At 55.6% G+C, this 21,438-nt stretch carries 23 protein-coding genes and 1 pseudogene; 14 read left to right on the top strand and 10 right to left on the bottom strand.

What is annotated here, in order from left to right; genetic code table 11:
• Positions 1 to 175: 175 nt before the first annotated feature.
• Positions 176 to 670, bottom strand: coding sequence for a helix-turn-helix domain-containing protein (locus QZY01_RS07800; protein ID WP_294535491.1), 495 nt, complete (start codon positions 668 to 670; stop codon positions 176 to 178).
• 291 nt (positions 671 to 961) lie between these two features.
• On the opposite strand from QZY01_RS07800, the gene QZY01_RS07795 reads away from it, so the two are divergent.
• Together QZY01_RS07795 and QZY01_RS07790 are read left to right on the top strand one after the other, a co-directional pair.
• Complete coding sequence (locus QZY01_RS07795; protein ID WP_342394885.1) at positions 962 to 1,561, top strand: CDP-alcohol phosphatidyltransferase family protein; 600 nt, start codon at positions 962 to 964, stop codon at positions 1,559 to 1,561.
• A 438-nt stretch (positions 1,562 to 1,999) separates the two neighbouring features.
• Positions 2,000 to 2,332, top strand: coding sequence for a sugar phosphate nucleotidyltransferase (locus tag QZY01_RS07790; protein ID WP_294535488.1), 333 nt, complete (start codon positions 2,000 to 2,002; stop codon positions 2,330 to 2,332).
• A gap of 86 nt (positions 2,333 to 2,418) precedes the next feature.
• Here QZY01_RS07790 and QZY01_RS07785 read toward each other — a convergent pair whose 3' ends face one another.
• The 6 genes from QZY01_RS07785 to QZY01_RS07760 all read right to left on the bottom strand — a co-directional run bounded on the left by QZY01_RS07785 (position 2,419) and on the right by QZY01_RS07760 (position 9,570).
• Positions 2,419 to 2,985 (bottom strand): hypothetical protein, encoded by a 567-nt coding sequence (locus tag QZY01_RS07785; RefSeq protein ID WP_294535486.1) that lies wholly within the window; start codon positions 2,983 to 2,985, stop codon positions 2,419 to 2,421.
• A gap of 147 nt (positions 2,986 to 3,132) precedes the next feature.
• Positions 3,133 to 5,298, bottom strand: coding sequence for a glycosyltransferase (locus QZY01_RS07780; RefSeq protein WP_294535483.1), 2,166 nt, complete (start codon positions 5,296 to 5,298; stop codon positions 3,133 to 3,135).
• Between the two features lie 202 nt (positions 5,299 to 5,500).
• Positions 5,501 to 6,139: an ABC transporter ATP-binding protein gene (locus QZY01_RS07775; RefSeq protein WP_294535480.1), complete on the bottom strand. Its 639-nt coding sequence runs from the start codon at positions 6,137 to 6,139 to the stop codon at positions 5,501 to 5,503.
• 155 nt (positions 6,140 to 6,294) lie between these two features.
• Positions 6,295 to 7,518, bottom strand: coding sequence for a hypothetical protein (locus QZY01_RS07770; RefSeq protein ID WP_294535477.1), 1,224 nt, complete (start codon positions 7,516 to 7,518; stop codon positions 6,295 to 6,297).
• Positions 7,519 to 7,564: 46 nt separating this feature from the next.
• The gene (locus QZY01_RS07765; RefSeq protein WP_294535475.1) at positions 7,565 to 8,386 is read right to left on the bottom strand and encodes an ABC transporter permease; all 822 of its coding nucleotides are present in this window, start codon (positions 8,384 to 8,386) and stop codon (positions 7,565 to 7,567) included.
• Positions 8,383 to 9,570, bottom strand: coding sequence for a capsule biosynthesis protein (locus tag QZY01_RS07760; protein ID WP_294535472.1), 1,188 nt, complete (start codon positions 9,568 to 9,570; stop codon positions 8,383 to 8,385). Before QZY01_RS07760 ends, QZY01_RS07765 begins: the two co-directional genes overlap by 4 nt.
• 180 nt (positions 9,571 to 9,750) lie before the next feature.
• Here QZY01_RS07760 and QZY01_RS07755 point away from each other — a divergent pair, with 180 nt between their 5' ends.
• The 3 genes from QZY01_RS07755 (at position 9,751) to QZY01_RS07745 (ending at position 13,223) form a co-directional block, all read left to right on the top strand.
• A complete protein-coding gene (locus tag QZY01_RS07755) occupies positions 9,751 to 10,788 on the top strand; it encodes a hypothetical protein (RefSeq protein WP_294535469.1) in 1,038 nt (345 codons plus the stop codon).
• A 201-nt stretch (positions 10,789 to 10,989) separates the two neighbouring features.
• Positions 10,990 to 11,931, top strand: a complete 942-nt coding sequence (locus tag QZY01_RS07750; protein ID WP_294535466.1) for a methyltransferase domain-containing protein — start codon at positions 10,990 to 10,992, stop codon at positions 11,929 to 11,931.
• 8 nt (positions 11,932 to 11,939) lie between these two features.
• Positions 11,940 to 13,223, top strand: a complete 1,284-nt coding sequence (locus QZY01_RS07745) for a glycosyltransferase family 1 protein (protein ID WP_294535464.1) — start codon at positions 11,940 to 11,942, stop codon at positions 13,221 to 13,223.
• An 11-nt stretch (positions 13,224 to 13,234) separates the two neighbouring features.
• Here the strand turns inward: QZY01_RS07745 and QZY01_RS07740 are convergent, their stop codons facing one another.
• A complete protein-coding gene (locus QZY01_RS07740) occupies positions 13,235 to 14,161 on the bottom strand; it encodes a glycosyltransferase family 1 protein (RefSeq protein ID WP_294535462.1) in 927 nt (308 codons plus the stop codon).
• Between QZY01_RS07740 and QZY01_RS07735 the strand changes: the two genes are divergently transcribed.
• Positions 14,135 to 14,599 (top strand): hypothetical protein, encoded by a 465-nt coding sequence (locus tag QZY01_RS07735; RefSeq protein ID WP_294535459.1) that lies wholly within the window; start codon positions 14,135 to 14,137, stop codon positions 14,597 to 14,599. The genes QZY01_RS07740 and QZY01_RS07735 overlap by 27 nt on opposite strands.
• Before the next feature lie 498 nt (positions 14,600 to 15,097).
• Here the strand turns inward: QZY01_RS07735 and QZY01_RS07730 are convergent, their stop codons facing one another.
• Positions 15,098 to 16,711, bottom strand: coding sequence for a B12-binding domain-containing radical SAM protein (locus QZY01_RS07730; protein ID WP_294535457.1), 1,614 nt, complete (start codon positions 16,709 to 16,711; stop codon positions 15,098 to 15,100).
• Between the two features lie 152 nt (positions 16,712 to 16,863).
• Here QZY01_RS07730 and QZY01_RS07725 point away from each other — a divergent pair, with 152 nt between their 5' ends.
• The 7 genes and pseudogenes from QZY01_RS07725 to QZY01_RS07695 all read left to right on the top strand — a co-directional run bounded on the left by QZY01_RS07725 (position 16,864) and on the right by QZY01_RS07695 (position 20,406).
• Positions 16,864 to 17,355 (top strand): hypothetical protein, encoded by a 492-nt coding sequence (locus tag QZY01_RS07725; protein WP_294535455.1) that lies wholly within the window; start codon positions 16,864 to 16,866, stop codon positions 17,353 to 17,355.
• On the top strand, positions 17,330 to 17,635 hold the full coding sequence (locus tag QZY01_RS07720) for a type II toxin-antitoxin system MqsR family toxin (RefSeq protein ID WP_294535452.1): 306 nt from the start codon (positions 17,330 to 17,332) through the stop codon (positions 17,633 to 17,635). The genes QZY01_RS07725 and QZY01_RS07720 overlap by 26 nt, the downstream gene beginning before the upstream one ends.
• 1 nt (position 17,636) lies before the next feature.
• On the top strand, positions 17,637 to 18,056 hold the full coding sequence (locus QZY01_RS07715) for a type II toxin-antitoxin system MqsA family antitoxin (protein ID WP_294535449.1): 420 nt from the start codon (positions 17,637 to 17,639) through the stop codon (positions 18,054 to 18,056).
• Positions 18,057 to 18,173: 117 nt separating this feature from the next.
• Positions 18,174 to 18,697 (top strand): annotated as a pseudogene (locus QZY01_RS07710) (SprT family zinc-dependent metalloprotease); the annotation flags it as partial.
• 401 nt (positions 18,698 to 19,098) lie between these two features.
• Positions 19,099 to 19,353: a hypothetical protein gene (locus QZY01_RS07705; RefSeq protein ID WP_294535446.1), complete on the top strand. Its 255-nt coding sequence runs from the start codon at positions 19,099 to 19,101 to the stop codon at positions 19,351 to 19,353.
• Entirely contained in the window at positions 19,346 to 19,660 is a 315-nt protein-coding gene (locus QZY01_RS07700) for a hypothetical protein (RefSeq protein ID WP_294535444.1), read from the top strand. The genes QZY01_RS07705 and QZY01_RS07700 overlap by 8 nt, the downstream gene beginning before the upstream one ends.
• Positions 19,661 to 19,755: 95 nt before the next feature.
• A complete protein-coding gene (locus tag QZY01_RS07695; RefSeq protein WP_294535441.1) occupies positions 19,756 to 20,406 on the top strand; it encodes a hypothetical protein in 651 nt (216 codons plus the stop codon).
• Positions 20,407 to 20,560: 154 nt separating this feature from the next.
• Here the strand turns inward: QZY01_RS07695 and QZY01_RS07690 are convergent, their stop codons facing one another.
• The gene (locus QZY01_RS07690) at positions 20,561 to 21,310 is read right to left on the bottom strand and encodes an IS5 family transposase (protein ID WP_294535495.1); all 750 of its coding nucleotides are present in this window, start codon (positions 21,308 to 21,310) and stop codon (positions 20,561 to 20,563) included.
• Here QZY01_RS07690 and QZY01_RS07685 point away from each other — a divergent pair.
• Entirely contained in the window at positions 21,233 to 21,433 is a 201-nt protein-coding gene (locus QZY01_RS07685; protein ID WP_342394886.1) for an invasion associated locus B family protein, read from the top strand. The genes QZY01_RS07690 and QZY01_RS07685 overlap by 78 nt on opposite strands.
• Positions 21,434 to 21,438 lie beyond the last annotated feature (5 nt).

Raw genomic sequence — 21,438 nt, 5'->3', positions numbered from 1 at the left:
TCGTGACGCGCCTTGCGTCCGGGCGCGGCGGGAATGCGGACCCGCGTCTCCTTGATCATTTGCTTTGAGGTCTCGTCGAGACACACCAACGGCCGCTGCGGATCATGCGGGCGCTGATAGACTTCCAGCACGTCTTCCATGTTGGCGACGAAGGCCGCGCTAGCCTCGGGCGCGATCACCCATTGCTGCTTGAGATGCGGTTTGAGAATGTTTTTTTGAGCGTACGCCCGATCGTATTGTCGCTGGCTTTTTCGACGATGTTCAGTTCGACGACTTTTTCTTCGAGCAGGCTCAGCGTCCACCTGGCGTAGCCCTCCGGGGCCGGTCCACAGGCCAGCGCGATCAGCTTTGCTTCCGAAGCGCCGTCGAAAATCCGGGGACGCGCGGACTTCGGATTGTATTTGTGGGCCAGCGCGGCCTCCAACCCTTCCTCCACCAACTGTCGGCGCGTTCGTTCAACATTGGCGACGCTGGTGTCCAGAGCCTCGGCGATCCGGCTGTCGCACCAGCCTTCGCCAGCTTCCGAGACATCCGCCTTCAAAAGGATGCGCGCCTTGGTCAGCAATCGCGCCGACCGCTTGCCTGCGCTAATAAACCCGGCAAGCTGCTCCCGCTCCTCCGCGCTCAACCGCACGACGTATTTTTTGACGGCAATTTCTTTCCCAGACACGAATCACCTCCATCGCTGCTTCAAAGCGACAGTGATTCAGAACTTGCCGTCGAAATCAACGACGGGTGTCACTAGACATAGATGTTGCTATCCATGTCAAACCATTACCAAACACGCGCCCCGCGCCGCCAGAATGGCCCCGGGTGGACGCTTACCTTCAAACCCGCGGAATGCGAGAACTACTTTCGCGCATGCGGCTATGATACAGGTTGATCGGAAACCGCTCTAATACGCTGGATCCTGCCCAAAATACCCGAACGGGTCACTTCCCTTCAGTTGACCGGCCTCGGGATGTTCGGCTCTCTGGCCGCCTCGGTCGGCCTGATCGGCTGCAACTGGTCCCTGCTCTGGCTGCCAACGGTGGCGCTGGGCATAGCGATGAACTGGTTCGGCGATTCCCTCGACGGTTCGCTGGCGCGCTATCGCAGCGAGGAGCGTCCGCGTTTCGGCTTCCTCGTCGACCACACCTGCGACCTGTTCTCGCAAATCATTCTGATCGTCGCCTTCGGCCTCTCGCCCTTCCTTTCGCAGGTCGCGGCCTTGGTGGTGCTGCTCTGCTACCTGCTCTTTTTCGCCTACACCTATATTCGGGCCGCCGCCCATCACGTCCACCAAATGTCCTACATCGGCGTCGGCGCGACCGAGTTTCGCATCCTGATGATCGGCTGGGCCTTTGTCGCTTCCGCCGCCGGGCTGAGGGAGCCGCTGGTCAATGGGTTGTCAGGAATCGATATATCGATTCTCGGCCTCGGCCTCCTCGCCGTCCTCGGACTGGGAGCCAAGGCGGTGAAAGACGCGCGGCAGGTGGCGACCGAGGAAAGCCTCTCCCAAGCGCCGCAGTCCGACCTTGCCGACGAAACCGAAAACGACCTCGTCGTCGCCAAGTCATGACACCGACCCTCTTGACGGAAGTTTCTTCTCTCCGATGCCCGAATTTGCATTACCGCGGAACTTCCTCGGATCAATGCCATAGGCGCCGGTTTGCATCTGACCCGATCTCGATGACTTCTCGCTTGCTGGACGATCCTGGCGCATTTTTCTGTTCGCCGTCAGGGCGCTACTTTTCGGCAATATTGGCGTCGAGTGCGTGGCTTCCAATTTTTCTGCGCACTTTCGCGCCCCGGTCGCCGTCGGCGACCCGTCCGTCGCTTTTCATCGCTGAAATTGCGTAGAAAATCCGTTAACTGAAGCTTGTGGCGCCGATGAAAATTTACCGGGCCGATTGTGCGCTGAAGGGAGCTTTCGGTCTGGCCGTCCGAACGAAGGCAAAATCAACAAGACCATTCCGGTGATCATGTGCGGCGGCGCTGGCACGCCTCGCGCGAGACCATGCCCAAACAATTCATTCCGCTGCTCGGCAAGCTCTCGACATTTCAGGACACCTTGCTGCGGCTGGACCCCGAAACCTTCGATGTGCCGACCATCGTCACCAATCACGATTGTCGCTTTCTCGTTAAGGAGCAGATGGTGGAGATCCTCGTCAAGGGCGAGACCGTGCTCGAAGCCGAGCGCCGCGATATCGCCGCCGCCATAGCGGTCGCTTGGGAACTGGCGGTGGCCCGGTCGAGCGACGCCGTGGTCGCGGTTTTCGCCGCCGATCACGCTTTTGTCCCACATAGCTCCCGCTCTTGGCTGATTCGCAGTCTCCCCACGCGGGGATAAGGAATAATTCATGTTTTTTGAGCCCTCCAAAAATGAGGGGCCTTACGAGCAGCCAGTCTAAACTCTCGTTTTCATAATAAAATGGCCTAGTAGCGTTCTAGGACACATAGTCCATCTCCTCGGTTGTCGTGCTCAGCAATGTAAAAGTTCTTATTACACCACAACCATTCTGATACCGCCTGAAAAACCCCCTCGTGTGACGCGCAGTCGTGAAGAATAATTCTTTTCCGTGTGTTAGGCCCAAATCTATCAAGCTCTTTTAGAGTCTGATCATAAAAGTGGGTCGTGTCAATCAACAACAAATCCTGACCCTCCGATTCATAGTCCAGATCATTCATTTCTAAAAAAGTGAATTCTGTCCCTTGGTTTTTCGCAAGCCGCGACAGATCGGCTAACAGAGAAAAATATTTCGAAGTGGTATCGATTGAAACAAGTTTTTTTGGTCTCGCTAAAAGAAACGCGGTTGTCGTAAGGCCTGTATATACTCCGCATTCTAGAATTTCGTCACAATTTTCAGCTAGACGGGTGTAATCATCAATTCGTGATACATTATCACCAAGCCAGACCGTTGGTAGAATTTTGGCCGCGATGAAATCGCTTCTGATTTCTTGAAGCGACCTCGTTTCGATCACTGCATTTAATTTTATATCCACCTTATCGTTCCTCAAATGTAAGTGGCGCCCCGTCTCTGCTGATGGGATGTTGATGAAGAATCCCCGAACCGATTGACCGCAGTATCAACACGCCACTTACGATTTTAGGTCCACGATTTTTCATTTTTTTTATAATTCGTTGTAGTTTTAGCCTGCCTCGATGAGCTCGAAAGTCACGGAAACGAGAGCGCCCGATGCCCGACCTTTCGAATGAAACCTTGTTTCCATATACAATAAATTAAATGGATTATCAAATTCTAGAACGAATCTGCGGGAACCTGCGTTCTCGGCGCTGGCCAAGTCGCTTTCATAGATAACTCCTAATCCTCGGTCATAAATATCGATCTTCAAGCCGCGGGTGTTTGTGTTTTCAGTAAACAATACGGCCACTTTGTAACGCCCTTGCTTCAAAAATCTATAAGGTCCCCAAATGACGCATCCAACTGAATGCCTCATAATGGCAATGTTCTTTTCGCGTTTTCGCACATTTTCCATTTTGATGGAAGATGCCTCTTTTATTTTTACCGCTTTCGATATAAAATCCTTGGCAAGAAATACGATAGGTCCTTTGTAAGAGGTGGGTTCCAGAGTTATCGAAACAAGCGCACCCGAAGATTGACCGTCGGAATGAAGTCTCGTTTCGATAAACGTTGCATCAAACGGATTATGGAAGTCAATCAAAAACTTACCGGTGCCTCCCGGCTCTGCCGCCGTCAAATCTTCTTCATAGATGGTGCCGATGCCCTTGTCGAAAAAAGCGATCTTCAAGCCACGAACGTCGGTATTTTCAATAAACGTTAATGTAACTTTGTATCTTCCTTCCTTCACGGACTTGTATGGCCCCCAGATTACGCAGCCGTCACTGCCTTTAAAAATTTCAATGTAATCTCTGCGCTTTTGATCGTGGAGCTTACCGTTTATTTCTAAACTTTCGGTCGCTCTGGATTTGAAATCCTTAGCAAGAAATACAATAGGCTCGTCGGGAGACGACGCTTTAAAAGTCACCGAGACGAGTCCGCCTGACGATTTACCATTTGAATAAAGCATCGTTTCCATGAAGCGCGAGTCAAACGGATTAATAAAGTCAATCATAAATTTAGAGTCTCCAATTCTATCCGCATACGCCAAAATTTCTTCATGTAGAACCCCAATTCCTTTGTCGAAAAAAACGATTTTTAGCCCACTAATATCAGTTTTTTCTGTGAACACGAATACTGCTTTGTATCGCCCCTCTCTTAAATATTTGTATGGCCCCCAGATGACGCATCCATCTGCGTTTTCTGGAATTTCAATGTAATTTATCAGACGCCTATCATTTTCTTCACCATGCGCCTTGTCAACGGCCTCTTCGTGCTCTATCTGTCTCGATTTGAAATCTTTAGCAAGAAACACTGTATCCTCCCCGTACATTGTACGGGAATGCCAAAAGTCATTGTAATTATTTGCGGATTTTATCACCACGTTCAAACGACCGTCCTTCGTGCGCGTAGCAACGAATGTACCGTCTTGAAGGATATAATTGAAAAAATTAACTGGTAACTGCGTGTTTGAGACAGAGGAGAATCCAACAGAGTAGTCCTGTTCCGCTCCCACAATAGCGATCGCTCGGCCTATGACGCCCGGCCCGGTTGGCGCCAAAGTGTTTACGCCGTAAAAGCGGTTCTCCACATTTGAACAAATAATATCGATAGCAACTGAAAATTCTTCGCGCTTTGGTACCGTATACATTAATGAATTTTCAACGTCCCAAGGATGGTTCTCATGATGAATCGGGCATCGGAATAGTAAAATTTTTGTACGTTGCTTTATTTTTAACGGAAACAGAATTCGAATACCCAAGTCTACGTATAAGCCACCGTATATATATAGCAAACACAACCGCGCAAGATCACACTTATACGCAAATGGAGCCAACGTATCGTAAGCGCGGATGACACGTTCACCAAAATGTGTTTTAATAAATGTACGAATTTCATTACCAGAATATAGATGATAGATGGCGTCAGGGTATAGCTCCCTTACGAAACGTGTATTGATCGCAATCGATTGAGGAAATGATTTCGGCAGCTCGCCATCAGCTTGTATAAATATCTGGTGTATATATTTCACAGAAGTATTAGACACCCTCTTATTGGCGGAAGGCTCGTTTGAATAATCTAACCGGGCGGATTCTATACTTTTAATTGCCGGCGAATGTTTGGGCTTTGGCTTTTCGAGGTCGTTCAATTCTTCATTTTTCTTTAATATGCCGGCTAAAGCACTCCTTAGTAACTTAGCAGGCGATTTGCTGGTTACGCTTGGAAAAAAAGCCATGCTACTCGTTCCTATATGCTAGTTTATGACCGTGGAAGAGCATCCCAATTCCGTAGCTGCATTTTAATAAAAAAGCGCAATGGATCTCGGGCATAACGCCGTGGATTGGTGTTTAGCACACAAATTTCTGGAATGAAACAACACCAACGCATCAACGATTTTTGCGCCACCTCCAAGAGTGGGAGATAATTCGGAGACGACGTTACAATGTTTCGTAAATCTTCAACGCCAGATCAATATCCGCAAACACGCGACCACGACCCGCCTTGAGAATGACAGCCTTCTGGCAAAACTCCCGGACAATCGCCGTATCGTGGCTGATAAGAAGCATCGAGCAATGCTTTCGCTTTACGAAAAGAGCGTCATGGCACTTGCGGTGAAAGCGCTGGTCTCCCACGGACAGGACCTCGTCGATCAGAAAACACTCGAAATCCACCGCGAGGGTCAAGGCGAAGGCGAGGCGCATTCGCATCCCCGAGGAATAATTGCGGACCGCAATATCGATCTGGCGGCCGAGCTCGGCAAAGTCATCGACGAAGGCGAGAACATCGCCGATGTCCTTGCTGTAAAGTCGGGCGATGAAGCGGGCGTTGTCCCGTCCGGTCATTTCTCCTTCGAGTCCGCCGGCGAAGCCGAGCGGCCAGGACATGAACATGCTTTTCTCGATACTGCCGGAAGTTGGCGTCTCGACGCCGCTGATCAGTTTGATGAGGGTCGATTTTCCAGCGCCATTGCGACCGAGCACGGCGACCTTCTCGCCTTCGCCGACCTCGAAGGAAATGTCGTCTAGAATGCGTCTGCGCCCGATCGGCGTATGATATTCCTTGACGAGGTTTTTCACACGGATTGCGCGCCCTATTCCCTTGTCTATTTCAGTTGGGACCGGCGACCAATCAACCGCCTTCCTCGCCGTAATGGCGAAGCTGCCGCTAGTCAGCGCGAGGGCCGATCTTCGCAGTGGCGCCAAAGCGTTCAAGGGGCGTCTGATCAATTTCTTCAAAGCGCATGCTCATAGGCGAATTGCCGCATATTGCGGATGATGACAAATATCGTCACCGAGCAGACGAAGGTCAGCAGAAAATAGAGAAAGCGCCGGGGATAGGTGGGAATATCCGCCACATTCGGTTCGACGACGGTCTGGAGATAGAGGTGCTGCTGCGTGGCGCTTTGCTGCGCCATCAGGCGGTTGTTTTCGGCGCTGGCGAGGGCTTTTTCGGCAATCATCTTTTCAAGCATCAATTCATCGTAAGTGTCCATTTTCGATGCGATCGAAACATTGTCGCCGGCGGTCGCCAATTTGCGCCGCAAGATTTCGTCCTGATAGGACTTTGCCTTCTCGCGCAGGCTGGCCAAGGCGGGACTGTCGGGCGTCAAGGTTTGATGCTGCTGCAAGCTTGTCTGGATCTGGGCCAGTTCGGTCGAAAGGCGGGTGATGGTCTGCAGGGCGGCCGCGCTTTCGTGCTGGGCGTCGACGAAGCCGGCCTCGCTGCGAAAAAGCTTCAGGCGATGCTCCACATCGGCGACCCGTTCGTGGGTTCTCACGACATCCTTGTCCGCATAACCGACTGCGTCTCTTTCCGCGCGTTCATTGATTCGGTTGATCAGATCCTCCGCCGACCGCAACAGCGCGGCCGCCAGACGTTGGGCGTCCTCGGGCGTGAAGGCGACGACGCTGATCGTGCTGATACCCGTGGACTCGTCGATGACGCTCGTCACCATGCGCCTGTAATATTTGTAATAGCTCTCCCTTGTGTCGCGGGTGAAAAAATTGGGAAAGCGGTTCACAAAATCGGCCTCGGGACGGCTGAAGACGCTGCGGAGGTCCTCATTCCGGATCAGCCAGTCGAGCGCATCGCGCGATTCGATATATTTGCCGACCACGAAGGTTTCGTCCTTCGCTTTTGAAAGGCCGCGGCTTTCGACCATGGTTTGCGCCGACTCATAGCCCGAGCCGGAAGCCGAGCGAACGATGAATTGCGCTTCTGAAACATAGCGGTCGGAGGCGATCAGGAAAAGGTAGAGCGCCGACAGGAAGCATGGGACGACCACGGTCAGGATGAATAGATTATAGCGTCCGAAAAACGAGGTCCGGGCTTCAGGAGCCTGCTGTTGTTCAAAGGCGGAAACAAGTTCGCCGTTTGACGCCACCAGTTCGCCCCGGGACGCGAGCGGCGTCAGCTTGATCTCGCGAATCGTCATGGGCTCGTCGAGGTGCGTCACCAAAACCGCCTTCTAACATGCGTCGCTCTCATCGGCTCTTCTCCGGTCAACGAACCTGGATATGCTTTTGGGCGTAGCCGCAAAGCGGCAGGCCAATTGAAGTAAGGGCGACACACCAGCCAAGGAGGTAGAATGCATCATAATGGAAAGGGATGTCGGTCGGAAATATCCCGCCGCGGAACATTTCGATTCCGCTCACTAACGGTGACCACATCATGACTTTTTGCCCCTGGGGTGGCAACCATTCCACCAGGAAGAACACACCGGTGAATGGCAGGGTAATATACATCGCAGGCTGGATGAAGCGCTCGGCGGCGTCGCTGAATTCTGAAATCCCTGCGATGACAAGGCTGAAACCGAACATGAACCATCCTCCCAAAATCCAGCCACCCAACATGAGAAGAGGATCATGCAGCACCGGAACGAAGCCGAGCAGGGCGAGAGGAAGATAAACGATAGAAAAGGCAGCCAGAATCGCCACCAACTCCAGCAGGAATCCAGAAAGCAGTATATCGAAAAACTTGACGTAACCGAGATACATGAGCGAAGCGTTGCGGGTCAGGCAGCGAGTAGCGCGATTTACCAGATGCCGCCATAAGGTGATGTAGGAATAGCCGGTCAGGGCGAAAGGGATCACGCTCACATGCGCGCCGTGGCCGGATCCGGTGATCGACCACATCAGCATGACGCCTGCTGTCAGCAGCATGGGTTCGCCGATGATCCAGAAAAATCCGAGATTTTCATGACCGAATCTGGCGACCGCGTCGCGCAGCATCAAGGCGCCGATGACGCGGGTCTGGATGCGCAACCCGCGCAACCAGAGGCGGTCGGGATCGTCGAACTGGAGGAATCGCTGCAGGGCGCTCATTCGATACTATGTTCTTTGGCGCCAGCGACGACGAGCCATGCCACCGAAGCGAGGGCGAAACTCAGCACAAAGACGGTTACGATCAGCCTCAGCCTTTGCGGCTCGGTCGATTCATCCGAAAGATTGGGCGAAACAATGGATTCCAGATAGATCGCCTGCCGGCGCGCTTCCTGACGCGCCGCCTCAAGGGAAAGATTGGCGCTGGCCAGGCTGCGCTCCGCGAGTTCGCGTTCGAGAGCCAATTGCTCGTATACGCCGAGCTTGGCCGCGAGGCTGGCGTCGCCGCCGGCCAGTTGGAGGCGTTGGGATTCTATGCCGCGACGAAGCGAATCGATTTTTTCATTCGCCGAGCCGATGGAAGGGCTCTGCGGCGAGTTTCGTTTCAGTTCATTGGCTTGAGCCATGTCGTCGGCGAGTTCCGTCGACAGCGTCGTGATGGTTTCAAGCACGGAGGACGAGTTTTTCGCCGGATCGACCAATCCTTCCTTGTTGCGAAACTCTCGAAGCTTGATTTGCGCCTCCAGCGTCCGCTTTTCCGCGTTCGCCATTTCGACAAGGGACGACGAGATCGCATCCCTCTGCGCGCGAGAGTTGAGGCGATTGACCATTTCCTCGCCCAGCCGCAGCAATTCCGTCGTCATCTGCTGCGCGTCCGACGGATCGAATGCGATAACCCGCAGCACGGTAATGCCTTTCGAGGGATCCTGGATGACGCTCACCCGCTCAAGATAATATTCGTAGAGGCGTTCAAACGAATCGCCGCGCCAGAAATGCGGAAACCGGGCAAACAGGTCGACGCCGTCACGCCCGAACATTTTTCGCAGCGGAATGCGTCTCTCGAGCGCGCGAACGGCGTCACGGGACAGGAGATAGCTCTGGACGGCGTTGCCATCGTCCTCGGTGCGTGAAACGCCGAAAGTCTGAAACAGCATTTCGAGGCCGGTGGCGCGGTGGCTCGAAACGCTGCGAACGACGAATTCCGATTCCGAGACGAATCGGTTCGAGGCGATCAGTCCGTAATAGAGTGTGGCGAAAAGCGTTGGCGCGACAACCGCGATGAAGAAGAACAGGCTGCGTCGACTGGTTGGCAGCCAACGTCGAGCCAAAGCCCCCGCGCGGCGCCCAGCCGCCTGCGCGGCAGGCGACTGGAAACCATTTGCCGTTGCTGGAACCTCAAAAGCCATGAAAGCTGTCTTCCTCGACGGTTAGGCGGAAACAGAGCCCGATTTCTATTGACCCAAAAAATGCGTCGAAATTGTAGCTGGACGCGCCCAAGGGGGGCCCTACCGCTGATTCGCCTTGTTTTTCAAGCTACCAGCTGGTTATTGTTATCATACGATGTTGCATTTTTGAAGGTTTAATTCATGCTTCTGGCTTCTTTCGGCTCGCCATCAGCGCTGGGCTACGCGACAAGCAGCATCGTCCGGCGAATCGGAGGTGAAATTTTTGGTGCGCATTTATTTATTCAGGCGAGCAATCTGGAAGAGTTCCGGCAACATTGGCACAGCGTGGGCCAAGAGCACCGAAAGTGCGTGATTTTATTTTCCGATTGTCCCCATCGCGAGATGGCTGCATTGATCGCGAACGTTCGGGCACCGATCGTTATGGTGGTGGAGGATTTTGTCGATATTTTCCTTTATGTCCGACGCTCCCGCCAAATGGCTTTTGCTCAGGCGGTCCGCTTCACGACACAGGTTATCTGCGCGCTGAACCATTTTCTTCTTTCGCCGAACGTCAAACGCATTTCGCCGGCGGATTACGAGCAGAGTCTTGCTTCGTTCGTTCAAAGCCTCGTCAGCTTTTATGGCGCGCCCTGCGACGATATTCAATTCGCCGCCATCATGGAGGGTCTGGCGCCGCCCGAGTCGCATATCGAAACCTTGTATGACTATGTCCGCGCCGAGTTTCCTCATGTCCAGGATCACCCGATCGACAACCAACTTTCCCCAGCCGAGAAGCAGGCCTTGGCGCAGCTGAGCGAGGCCTATGGCGGCCTGATTTCCGGCTTTGGCATGGACGAGGTCAACTGGCCAGTTTCAATGTTCCTGAATTGGGATGTGCCAGGGGCGTTCCTGGATAGTCCGATCGAACTTCTCGGTCCCGCGCGCTTCATCATCTGTGGTCCTTATCTCCATCTCCCGGAAGGCGACTGGCGCATGTCGGTAGAGATTGAAGTCGAGGAGTGTTTCTCGGACAACCAGATCGGCGCAGATATTTTTTCCGAGCGGATTTTGACGGCGATATCCGCGAAACTGCCGGCGTCCGGCCGCTTTGGTTTCGACCTGGACTTCCGGGTGGTCAATTCGCTGGCTCCGGTCGAAATTCGAATGCAATTGTCGACGGGCGCCATCGAAGGGAGGCTATCGCTCGTCCATGCCGCGTTGAGCCGTCGCCGCGGTTGATCCACGGAGATTTTTAGGCGATGAGACGGCTACTCGCGTTCCCTCCGATGGACGTTTCCCAAAAATTCAAGGAATATCATGCCCGACGTTCCAGTTCCGCCTTCGGTCGATCGAAACGAATGGCTCGAAGGCGAACTCCGCGGTCTTCTAACCCCTACGGACGCGTCATCGAGACCGAATTCTTCTTCTTTGGCCGTGCGCTTGAAAAACCTCGAGCTTATGGCGCTCAACATCAAATATTTTGGTTTCGAGCTTGCGCGGCGGCTTGCCGCGGATTTACCGGTCCGGGAAAACATAGGCTACCGCCCGGTCGGACTTGGATGGAAGCCCTCGACGCAGGCCGACCTGGAAAGCGATTGGTGTGCTTATTGGTGCGCGCAACTCGGCATTGGCGTCATCTTTCATCGGAAATTATGGGAGTTTGCCTATCTCCTTCAGGGGCTTGCTGAAAACGGCGTGCTGGAACCGGGGCGGCGGGGTGTCGGCTTCGGCTGCGGGGAAGAACCCCTGGCCAGCTACATGGCGTCGCGGGGCGTCCACGCCACTGTCACCGACCTGTCCATTGAAGACGCTTCGGCGGAGGGCTGGAAGCAGACGGGTCAGCATTTGACGGCGCTCGAATCCGCTTACAAAGCGCATCTCGTGACGCGCGAGGTTTTCGACGCCCTGGTTTCTCATCGCGTGGTCGATATGAACGCTATTCCCCCCGACTTGACGGATTTCGACTTCTGCTGGTCCGTCTGCGCCTTGGAGCATCTCGGGTCGATCGGCAAGGCGATGGATTTCGTCGTCAACGCGATGGCGACGCTGAAGCCAGGAGGTGTCGCCGTCCACACGACGGAATTCAATTTCCTGAGCGACGACGAGACGATCGACAACTGGCCGACGGTTCTGCCGCTGCGGCGCCATTTCGCAGCTCTTGCGGAAAGGCTGCGCGGGCTCGGGCATGAAGTGAACAGCCTCGACTTCAATGTTGGCGACAAGCCGCTTGACCGATTCATCGATATCCCGCCTTACCCTGGCGACCCGAGCCAGAAGCTTGAGCGGATGAACGCCCATGGCGACAGCGCTCACCTCAAATTGTCCATCGACGGCTTCGCTTCCACCTGTTTCGGAATGATCATCCGAAAATCGCTTTCCTGAGCCAACCGATGAACGCGACTCGTCGGCCAATTACCTTCGACGTCACCCATCTCGTGTCGAGGCTCAACCGTCGCGCCACAACGGGAATAGATCGCGTCGACCTCGTCTATGCGCGACACTTTTCCGCGAGCGCCGGTTTCGCCTGCGGACTCCATTATGGCTGGCGCTCGCCGCATGCCTTCGACGCGGCGCGTGTGCGGCGGCTGGTCGAGCGCTTCAATCGCAAAGTCGGCGACGCCGAAGCGCCCGCAGCCGAGCCGGTCTGGGAAGACCTGCAAGCATGGATCAAGGACTCGGCGACCTCGGGCACCACGCCTGGAATTCGGCCTCACCGTGGCTTCGATGAAGGCTGGCGCGCCTATCTCGATCAATGCGCGATGCGCGTTATCGATGATTTTCCACGCAAGGCGCCGGAAAACGCCATTTATCTCAATGTCGCCCAGAGCGGTTTCGAGTTTCATCGCTTCTTCGAGTGGCTGGACCGCCGTCCCGACATTGTCCCGGTGTTTCTCGTTCACGATCTCCTGCCACTCGATTATCCGGAATATTTCCGGGCCGGATATGAAGATCGTTTCAATCGCCGCGTGGAGACCATTGTTCGACACGCCAAGGCCATCATCACCACCTCGCAGTCAGTGCGCGAACGCATTATCGCCGAATATGGCCGCCGCAGGGTCCCTCTTCCGCCCATTCAGGTCCAGCATCTTCCGTCTCCGCTGGGACCAGGCCGGACGACGGAAGATGACGACCCCAACTTGTCCGCAAAGCCTTATTTTGTAATGGTCGGAACGATAGAGCCGCGGAAAAATCATCAGATGATCCTGAATCTTTGGCGCGACATCGGACCCGAGGCGCCGAAATTGGTCCTCGTCGGCGCCAATGGCTGGGACAATGAACCGGTGATCAATGCTCTGACGCGCTCGCCCATTCTGGGAGGTTGCGTTCGGCGCGTCAGCGGCCTGTCGCGTCGCGCCATGCGCAAACTGGTCGCCAACGCCTGCGCCTTGATCCTGCCGAGTTTCGCGGAAGGCTATGGACTTCCGGCGATAGAGGCGCTGACTCTAGGCGTGCCGACAATTGCTTCCGACATCCCTATTTTTCGCGAAACCGCAGGCGATTCCGCGCTGTTCATTTCGCCGCTCGACGGATTTGGATGGAAGAACGCCATTGAAGATTTCGCTCGGCCCGGCTCTGCTTCGCGGCTGGAGGCGGTCAGGCGCGCGCGCGCATTCAAGCCGCCGACCGAAAAACCCTATTTCGAAGCAATAGAGAATTTTCTGGGCAGCTTATAATTTTCTTCCAGCTAATTTTTCGCGACGGGCCGTGCGAGAGCCTCGTCATAGACGCGGCCGAGCTTGACCTTATGGGCGGCCGGAGAAAATTTTCCGGCCTGAATCACGCCGCGCCGCGCAAGCTCGGCGCAAAGCGCATCGTCCGCGTCGATTTTCTGGATTGCGGCCATGATGCTGCGGATATCCGACGGATCGACAAGCAAGGCGGCGTCGCCGGCGACTTCAACCAGGGAGGACGTGTTGGAGGTCACGACGGGCGTTCGCAACAGCATCGATTCCAGCACGGGCAGACCAAAGCCTTCGTAAAGGGATGGAAAGATCACCGCCCGGGCGTTGCGAATCAACGCCATGAGTTGAAATAGCGGCAAATGTTGCAGGCGGCGGATCCGCTCATCCGGAACGATGCGCCGCCCCTCGATCTTCAAGGCATTCGATTGGTTTTCCTCAATTTTGTCGAGGTCCGCGGCATATTCCCACCCGAGACCGCCCGCGAGAACCAGGGATCGCTGGCTGCCGCTGGCAATATAGGCGTCGATCAGCCGTCCAACATTTTTTTTGGGTTCAAGCGCGCCATAAAAAAGATAATAGTCGCCGGATTTGAGACCGAAGGACTGCTCAACCAGCCTGGCGGTTTCGGCGTCGCTCTGCGCCACCATATCTGCGGGGAACGACACCGATTGATAGGTATTGACCACTTTTTCCGGCGCGATGCCGCAGATATTGATCAGATCGTTGCGGGAGGCTTCGGAGACGGTGACGATCCGCTCCGCGACCCGACCCAGATGTCGCACCATGTTCAGGAAGAATTTCTTGTCGTCGAGCGTGCTATAGGGCAGCCGGAGAGGCACGAGATCGTGGATTGTGTATATGTTCCGGGCGCCCTCGATCTGAAGCGGGATCGCCTGGGTCGCATGGAAGATATCCGGTCTCGAATTCACTTTCAATTTCACGGCGGAACCATAGCGTTTGAAGTGAAAACGACTGATATCCATGAACAGCGGCGCGACAAAGAGTCTTTGCAACGAACCGAAACTCCGCGCCGCCTCAGATTGAACGACAATGGTCTTGCCGGGCATGGCCGCGCCGCGAAGTCCGAAAGGCGCTCCGACCATTCGCCGCCAATTCAACGTGACATATTTGGTATAAGGAGAAATTTCGCGGTTGCGCGCGTCGAAAAAGCCGACTTCGGCCAGCACAGGATCCTTTGTGTCGATCGGACGATAGGAATGAAGCAGGCCTTCGGTTTCAAAGCCAAGTTCACTGGCGATTTCGCACGTATTACGGGAATAGGTGGCGATGCCGGTGCCGCCGGACACTGTCATATTGAACAACTCAAACAATATTTTATTGGCCACGGTTGGTCCAACTGGCTTTGAAGGAGGCGATGAAATTTTTTATGGACCTTTGCAGCGGGCACATATGAACGACGTTCTAGTTCTAAATGGCTAGGTTTGCAAACCCAGAACCGGATCGCGTGTCGGTAGCACAAGACATGTCCCATTCAGACAGCGCGAATACGTCTCAGAGTAAGCGCCAGTGTCGATCCACGAGTCGCTCAAATGAATTTGAATTGCGCCGAGGTCAGGGAGCTTGCAAGGAGATTGGTCAGGGTGATCGTGTCCGAGGCGTCGAGGGTGATCAAAGCAACGGCGGGACATCGGCGAATCGTCTCCTTGGAGACCCTACAGAATCATGAGATGCCGACTTTTGCAAAGCGCTCCATGAGTGACATTGGGCCATGTGGACAAAATCGATCGAGCGTGTCGCCGCAGCGAGGCCTCGTCGGTCATAGTCCGATCCCCCTTCCGGCGAGTTCTGGAAAGACCGCCGCGAGGCGGTCTTTGCTTTTGGCGCGGGACAAAGGATCAAGGATTTCAGCTCAGCTTGCTCGAATAATGGGAGGCGTTGAGCTTTCCCGTCGCCGCCTTGCGCGCGAAGGTGATCAGATGCTTGGTCAATATGCCGATGCTGATGACGTCGGGAATTTTGCCCTTTTTCAGGCGTGGCCAGGCGAAGGCCCAGAACACGCGGCGGTAATCGGCGACGACGCCGAGTTTCCAGCAAATCCTGAACAGCATGGCGAAGCCGCGCCGGACGTTCTTTGGCGTGACCTGTTCGGGCGAACGCGGCCGCGGGCGGCGGTTGGGGAAGGTGTGACGCGTCTGGTAATCATAGCGCGCGAACAGCCGCGCCGGATCATAGGCGTGAAGCAGACAGGCCCGCCAGATCTCAAGCGTCTGCTGGTAGGAATTTTTGAACACAACATTGGATTCGAGCGTCTCGTCGCTCGAAATGCGGTTTTCGCGCTGCAGCCGGTCCCACAGAGGCGAACCGGGCAGCGCCTGGAGCAAATTGATTGTCAGCATGGCGACCTGCGACTCCTCGATGAAATCGATGATGTTTTGCCGGGTTTGCGGACCATCGGTGTCGAGACCGACGATCATGCCGGCGATCACTTCCATGCCATGGGCGTTCAGTTTTTGCACCGCCTCCAGGATCGGCAGCGTCATGTTCTGCTCCTTCGACATCGACCGCAGGGCTTCCGGTTCGGGCGTCTCGACGCCGCAGAATATGGCGGTGAAACAGGCGGCGCGCAGCGCGGCGAGTAGGTCGTCGTATTTGGCGATGTTCAGCGTCGCCTCGAAGGCGAAAGACAGCGGGAAGGAATGACGCTCCTGCCATTCGATCAGATGCGGCAATAGTTCGCGCACCGCCTTGCGGTTGGCGATGAAATTATCGTCGACGAAATAGACCGAGGTGGTCAGGCCGCAGGCCCGCAGCTTGTCGAGTTCGGCGATGATGCGCTGCGGCGATTTGAGGCGCGGCACGCGCCCGTAAAGGCCGGGAATATCGCAAAATTCGCAGGTATAGGGACAGCCGCTGGAAAATTGCAGAGAGCCGATGAAATAATGATCGAAACTGACCAGTTCATAGGCGGGTATGGGGAAATCTTCGAGCGGCAGGCGCTCGCGCGTCTCGAACCGAATCTGGCTGGCGGGCCGGGCGCAATCGCGCGCAAGTCGATGGAAAAGCGCCTGCGTCGCATCACCCATTTCGCCTAAGTGGAGATAGTCGAAGTCGGGATAGGCTTCCGGGCTTGAAGAAACCGACGGACCGCCGAGCGCCGCCGGCTTTCCGGCGCGATGCGCGCGATTGCAAATATCGTTGATCTGCCGGCGTTGAACGTGCATGCCGCTGACGAACACCGCATCGGCCCAGCGAAAATCCTTTCCGCGCGCCTTGCGGATGTTTTCGTCAATGAAACGGACCTCCCATCCGGCTGGGACGGCGGCTGCGATGACGAGAAGGCCCTGCGGCGGCATGAAGGCCCGCAGCCCCCCGGTGACGTCATAGGCATATTCGAACGAGCCCAGCGAGGGCTGGTAGCGGGGAAAGATGCAGAGGATTTTGCGCGGCAAGCCGGGCGACAATTCCGGCTCGGCGGATGTTTTGGCTTCGGCTTCGAGCACCGCATCGACGTCCAGCATCAGGCAACCTGCAAACGAACATGTCGGGCAGACAAAGTGACCGATGGCGGCTCCAATCACAAGCCTCAAGCGGCGGGCGCGTCATGCCTCCTAGTGACGCCCGTCGTTGATTTCGACGGCAAGTTCTGAATCACTGTCGCTTTGAAGCAGCGATGGAGGTGATTCGTGTCCGGGAAAAAAATTGCCGTCAAAAAATACGTCGTGCGGCTGAGCGCGGAGGAGCGGGAGCAGCTTGCCGGGTTCCCGAAACCGACGAACGCATTGTCGTCGCAATTGGCCGATATCTCGGAGAAGGTTTTGATGACGCCCGTCTCGACACGCTGTTCCTGACCATGCCAATCACGTGGAAAGGCGCTGTCACTCAATATGCCGGACGCCTTCATCGTCTCCACCACGCCAAGCGCGAGGTGGTGATCTACGACTATGTCGATGATAATGTGCCGGTTCTCGCGCGCATGGCCGCGAAACGAAGAGCCGCCTATCAGGCCCTGGGATATAGCTTGAGCGCCGCCGGCGAACTCGATTTGCGCGGCCCATGCCAATGTTCGACAGTCCGAAAACCGAAGGCCGTTGAGCTTTTACATTGTCGCGCCACCTTTATGGTGGTATGGTGGAGCCATGGAAAAGCGCCGACCGACCTATGATCTCGACGCCATCAAGCTATCGATGGGTTCGATCGAAACCCTCGCCATCACGACCTCGGCTTTGCGCGACGCTACTGCGCTCGGCTTTGATCGCGGCGGCGTCGCGCAGGCCATCAACAGCATCGAAAAAAGCATGTTTTACAAATCGATGACCACTTTCGCAGACCATCGGCTCTGGCAGGACGTCTATCACGTCCCGTCCCAGGGATGGACGCTCTACATCAAATTCCAGGCTGACGTCGTCACCGAGTTCTCGGTGGTTTCGTTCAAGGAGAAATGAAATGGCGACCGGAAAGCAACCTCTTCCGAACACAATGGTCGCGCCAGACACCGGCGAGATCCTGACGCGCGACGTGCGGCCATTCGATGTTTCCTATAAGGGCGAAAGCGTCACCGTGGAGCTTCCGGGCTACTATCCGGCCGGAACCGGAGATGGCGTGCATATCGGAGACGACATGGCTGCCGTCGATGAGGCTCTGCGTGAGCTTAAAGAGAAAATCGAAGGCTTGCCCTCTCCCGCCACGATTCGCCGCGTGCGCACGAAACTCAATCTGTCGCAACGCGAAGCGGGGCTGTTACTCAAAGTCGGCGAGAACGCGTTCGACAAATACGAACGTGGTCTCATTGAGCCGAGCGGGCCGACGAGCCAGTTGCTGAGAATTCTGGATCGCCATCCCGAGATGGTCGACGAACTGCGGTGAGCGGGCGCTCGAAGGCGACGACCTTGAAGATCTTTACGATGGCGGCCGCGAGCGCGGCTTTCAAGGAAGGCGGTCGATGGGCGACAGGGTCTGGACGAACGCCATTAAAAAGCCGCGCCCGCCGAAACCTTCGGAAACCGCCAAGCGCGCCATCATCGCGGCTTGCGAGGCCTTCAACCCTGCCGGTTGAAGGTCGTTCCCGACGAGGCGGCGGTCCTAACGCGCATTGTCGCGCGGGGGGCTTCGCTTCGTGCGCCAGTCTTGCCAAATGCTGGCCCCTCAGTTCGTCGAGCCGCGGTCCGAAGCGCGCTCCGGCATTGGTATCGCGAGCACGCGAAAATGCATTTTTCGTGCGGGCGAAGGCCATGGCAGAAATGCTGGGGGTCCCGACGCCGGCGGTGCAGGTCGTCGATCAATCCAAGCGTTGGGGCAGCTGCGACGCCTACGGCCGAATCCGGCTGAATTGGCGGCTGATCATGGCCCCGATGAAGGCGGTCGATTATGTGATCGCGCACGAGGCCTGCCATATCCTCGAGCATAATCATTCCAAGCGGTTTTGGAGGTCGTTGGAAATCATCATGCCTGACTATCAGGCCAGGTTACGCGACCTTGATCGGCAAGGGCATTTGTTTATTTGGTAAAGATGGAGCCTCAATAACGGAAAGCCTCCGCCAGCCTTGCACCCTCGGCAACTTGCGCTCGAATCTCATCATATTTTTCGTTAATCACTCGCCTTGCGACACTAGCCAATTCAGCCATCTTCCGTAGCTCACGGCCAAGACCACATACACGATCGCACGAATTTTACAATACCTTACCGTATTTTTTTCGGCATTTTTATATGGTGACGCTGGATAGCGTGACGGCTAATGAACATTTATAGCGCTTGACATCGCTGCGAGGTCTTTCTATCATTCGTTATCATATGTCAAATAAGTGGGGCCGGCCGGAGCAATGTGGACCTGTAGGGCGCCACATTGCAGCTGGCTCCGCCCGGGGGTCGCGCTTCGCGCTCAGCCCCGGGACGGAGCAAGGATCGACAATGATGACGAATCGTCAAATACGTAACCGCATCTTTCGCTTGCGCGTCAGCGACGCTGAAATGGCGGCGCTACAAAACGCGGCCGGTGAGGGCCATGAAATAGCGCCATGGGCGCCCGAAAAACTTCTCGGCGCAGAGCACGACGCCACCGCGACGTCCGCGCGCTTTTCGCGAGACGACGCGCTCGCGATCATTCGCGCGCTCACGCCGATCGGCTCGAACCTCCGCGATATGGAGTTGGCCCCGGTTGTCTGAACAGATTCCTGCCAAAGAAAAGTTGTTCTGCCGGAATTGGTTTGTCGCGGATTGCCGGGCATTCGTCGCGATGGAGGGCGGGCGTAGCCCAACCGGAATTGCGACAAATGCCCGGCGGCGAAAAATTCATGCGGCTATCGCGATGGCTGGCTCCTCGAACAAAAACGATGAGTGGCAATTGCAGCATCGCTACATGAGCATGGAAACCATGACCGGCCTCGCCGAACAGGCGCCCCCGATTCCGAAAATCGAAGCTGGAAGAGGTCCGGCGACCGCCCCTGAATTTCCACCATCTTGGCGGACGTGATCCCGTCGTGCGACGATAATTGAGGCTACAACAAAGGGCGATTTATTATGCTAAGTAATAAGAATAGTTCAGTTTTTTGCGACTACGAACAAGGCATGTTTCCCGAACAATTGCATCGGAAATTTGGTGATAAACTGCTCGATCCAATGCACGAGCAAGATGCGACTGCCATTCATGAGTCGGGACACGCGGTAGCAGCATGGCTTTTCGGGATCGAACTTGAGTCTATCCGGATGACGATGCATACGTCTGAACGCACAAAGGCTTGGAGCGGAGCAAATGTCGCTCACGCTCGGACCAAACGGCTTAATCTGCCCGCCGATTATGGACCATTTTATCGGGTTCACGGAATCGTGACACTTGCAGGACCTGCGGCGGAGAGGAAATTCCGGGTGTTCCATGATCTCCCAATGTACAAGGGCAACGAGGGAGATCATGATAGATTTGATTCATCCATGGGCACAATGCTCGAAAGGAGCGGCAGGAGCAGCTATGCCTTTCGCCGACTCATCTGGCGAAGGGCCCAGACGATGATGGAGATCGAACAGGTCTGGCACGCCGTTTCCGAACTCGCATCCTACTTAACAGACTTGATGGATGAAGAAGTTTGGTTGACCGATCAGGTTCCGCCAACATTAACCATAAGCTTGCCATGGTCCGCAGTCAGTGATGCCGTTCATTCTAGCGGTCTAGAAAAGGTGCTAATAAGCGATATCTTTCCGCGCATGGCAAATGGAGCGCTTTGAAGAATTCTGTTTGGCTGTGTGACCGGCGTTCTCGCCGCTTCGCTGGAGCGCGGATGGCGCGCTTCAGGCCGCAATCCCACCCAATTGGATCGCGCTTATCCGCTCAATTCGACATCCTCTGCCAATTTGGACGCAATTCTCCTGTTCGGACGGCTCACGCCGCCCGCAGCAGAACACGCGCCCGCTTCATGTTCATCGCGCAGGCGACGAATTGCAGATGACAATGGTTGCGGGCCAAGCCGCGATAACGAACCCGCGCCATGCCATACCAATTCTTCATCGTCGCATTGGCCCGCTCGACACCCGAGCGCACGCTCGACGCCGTCGTGTTGAACCACTTCTGCCAATGTTTCAGCGGCTTGTTGCGCTTGGCCTTGTAGGCGATCTTGTCGTCGATGCCGAGCGAAACCAGCTTTTCCCGCAGGGCTTTGCTGTCGTAGGCCTTGTCGGCGTAATAGGCCTCTTCGTCGCCCTGGATCATCGCCTCGCCGCGCTGGCTGTCGTGCAGGTCGGCGGAAGTCATTTCGGCCTGGCGGATCAGGTCGCTTTGCTCGTCCACGGCGATATGGGCTTTGTAGCCGAAATAGGTTTTGTCGTTCTTGATCGTGAAGCTGGCGTCCGGATCGCGCGGATTGACTTGTCCCTCGTCATAAGGCGGGCGCTTCACCTCCGCCGCGATGATCGTCGCGTCGACCAGGGTTCCCTTCTTGACGATCAGCCCTCGCGCGTTGAGTTGCCGATTGATCTCGGCCAGCAGCTGCTCTGACAGGCCATCCCCGGCGACGTCAAATTCACCGGCGCCGAAAAGGACGCCAAGCCGACCGTCATTCCGTTCCGCCGCTGCCTGCCGATCGGCTGCTATGCCGACGTCGTCCTGAACGAAACCCAGTTGAAAAACTTCCACGGTCAAAAAGAAGACGCCAGCGGCGTGCTCAGTTTCATCGACGGGGCAAACCAGGACGCGAAATTCAACATCAGCCTTCGCGGTTTAACCCAAGGCCTCGACGCATTGGGCAAGGAATTTTAAGCCTG

This window comes from uncultured Rhodoblastus sp., from assembly GCF_903903185.1.
Taxonomy (GTDB): domain Bacteria; phylum Pseudomonadota; class Alphaproteobacteria; order Rhizobiales; family Beijerinckiaceae; genus Rhodoblastus.
The sequence above is the reverse complement of the archived record's forward strand: the minus strand, read 5'-3'. Positions and strand labels throughout refer to the sequence as shown.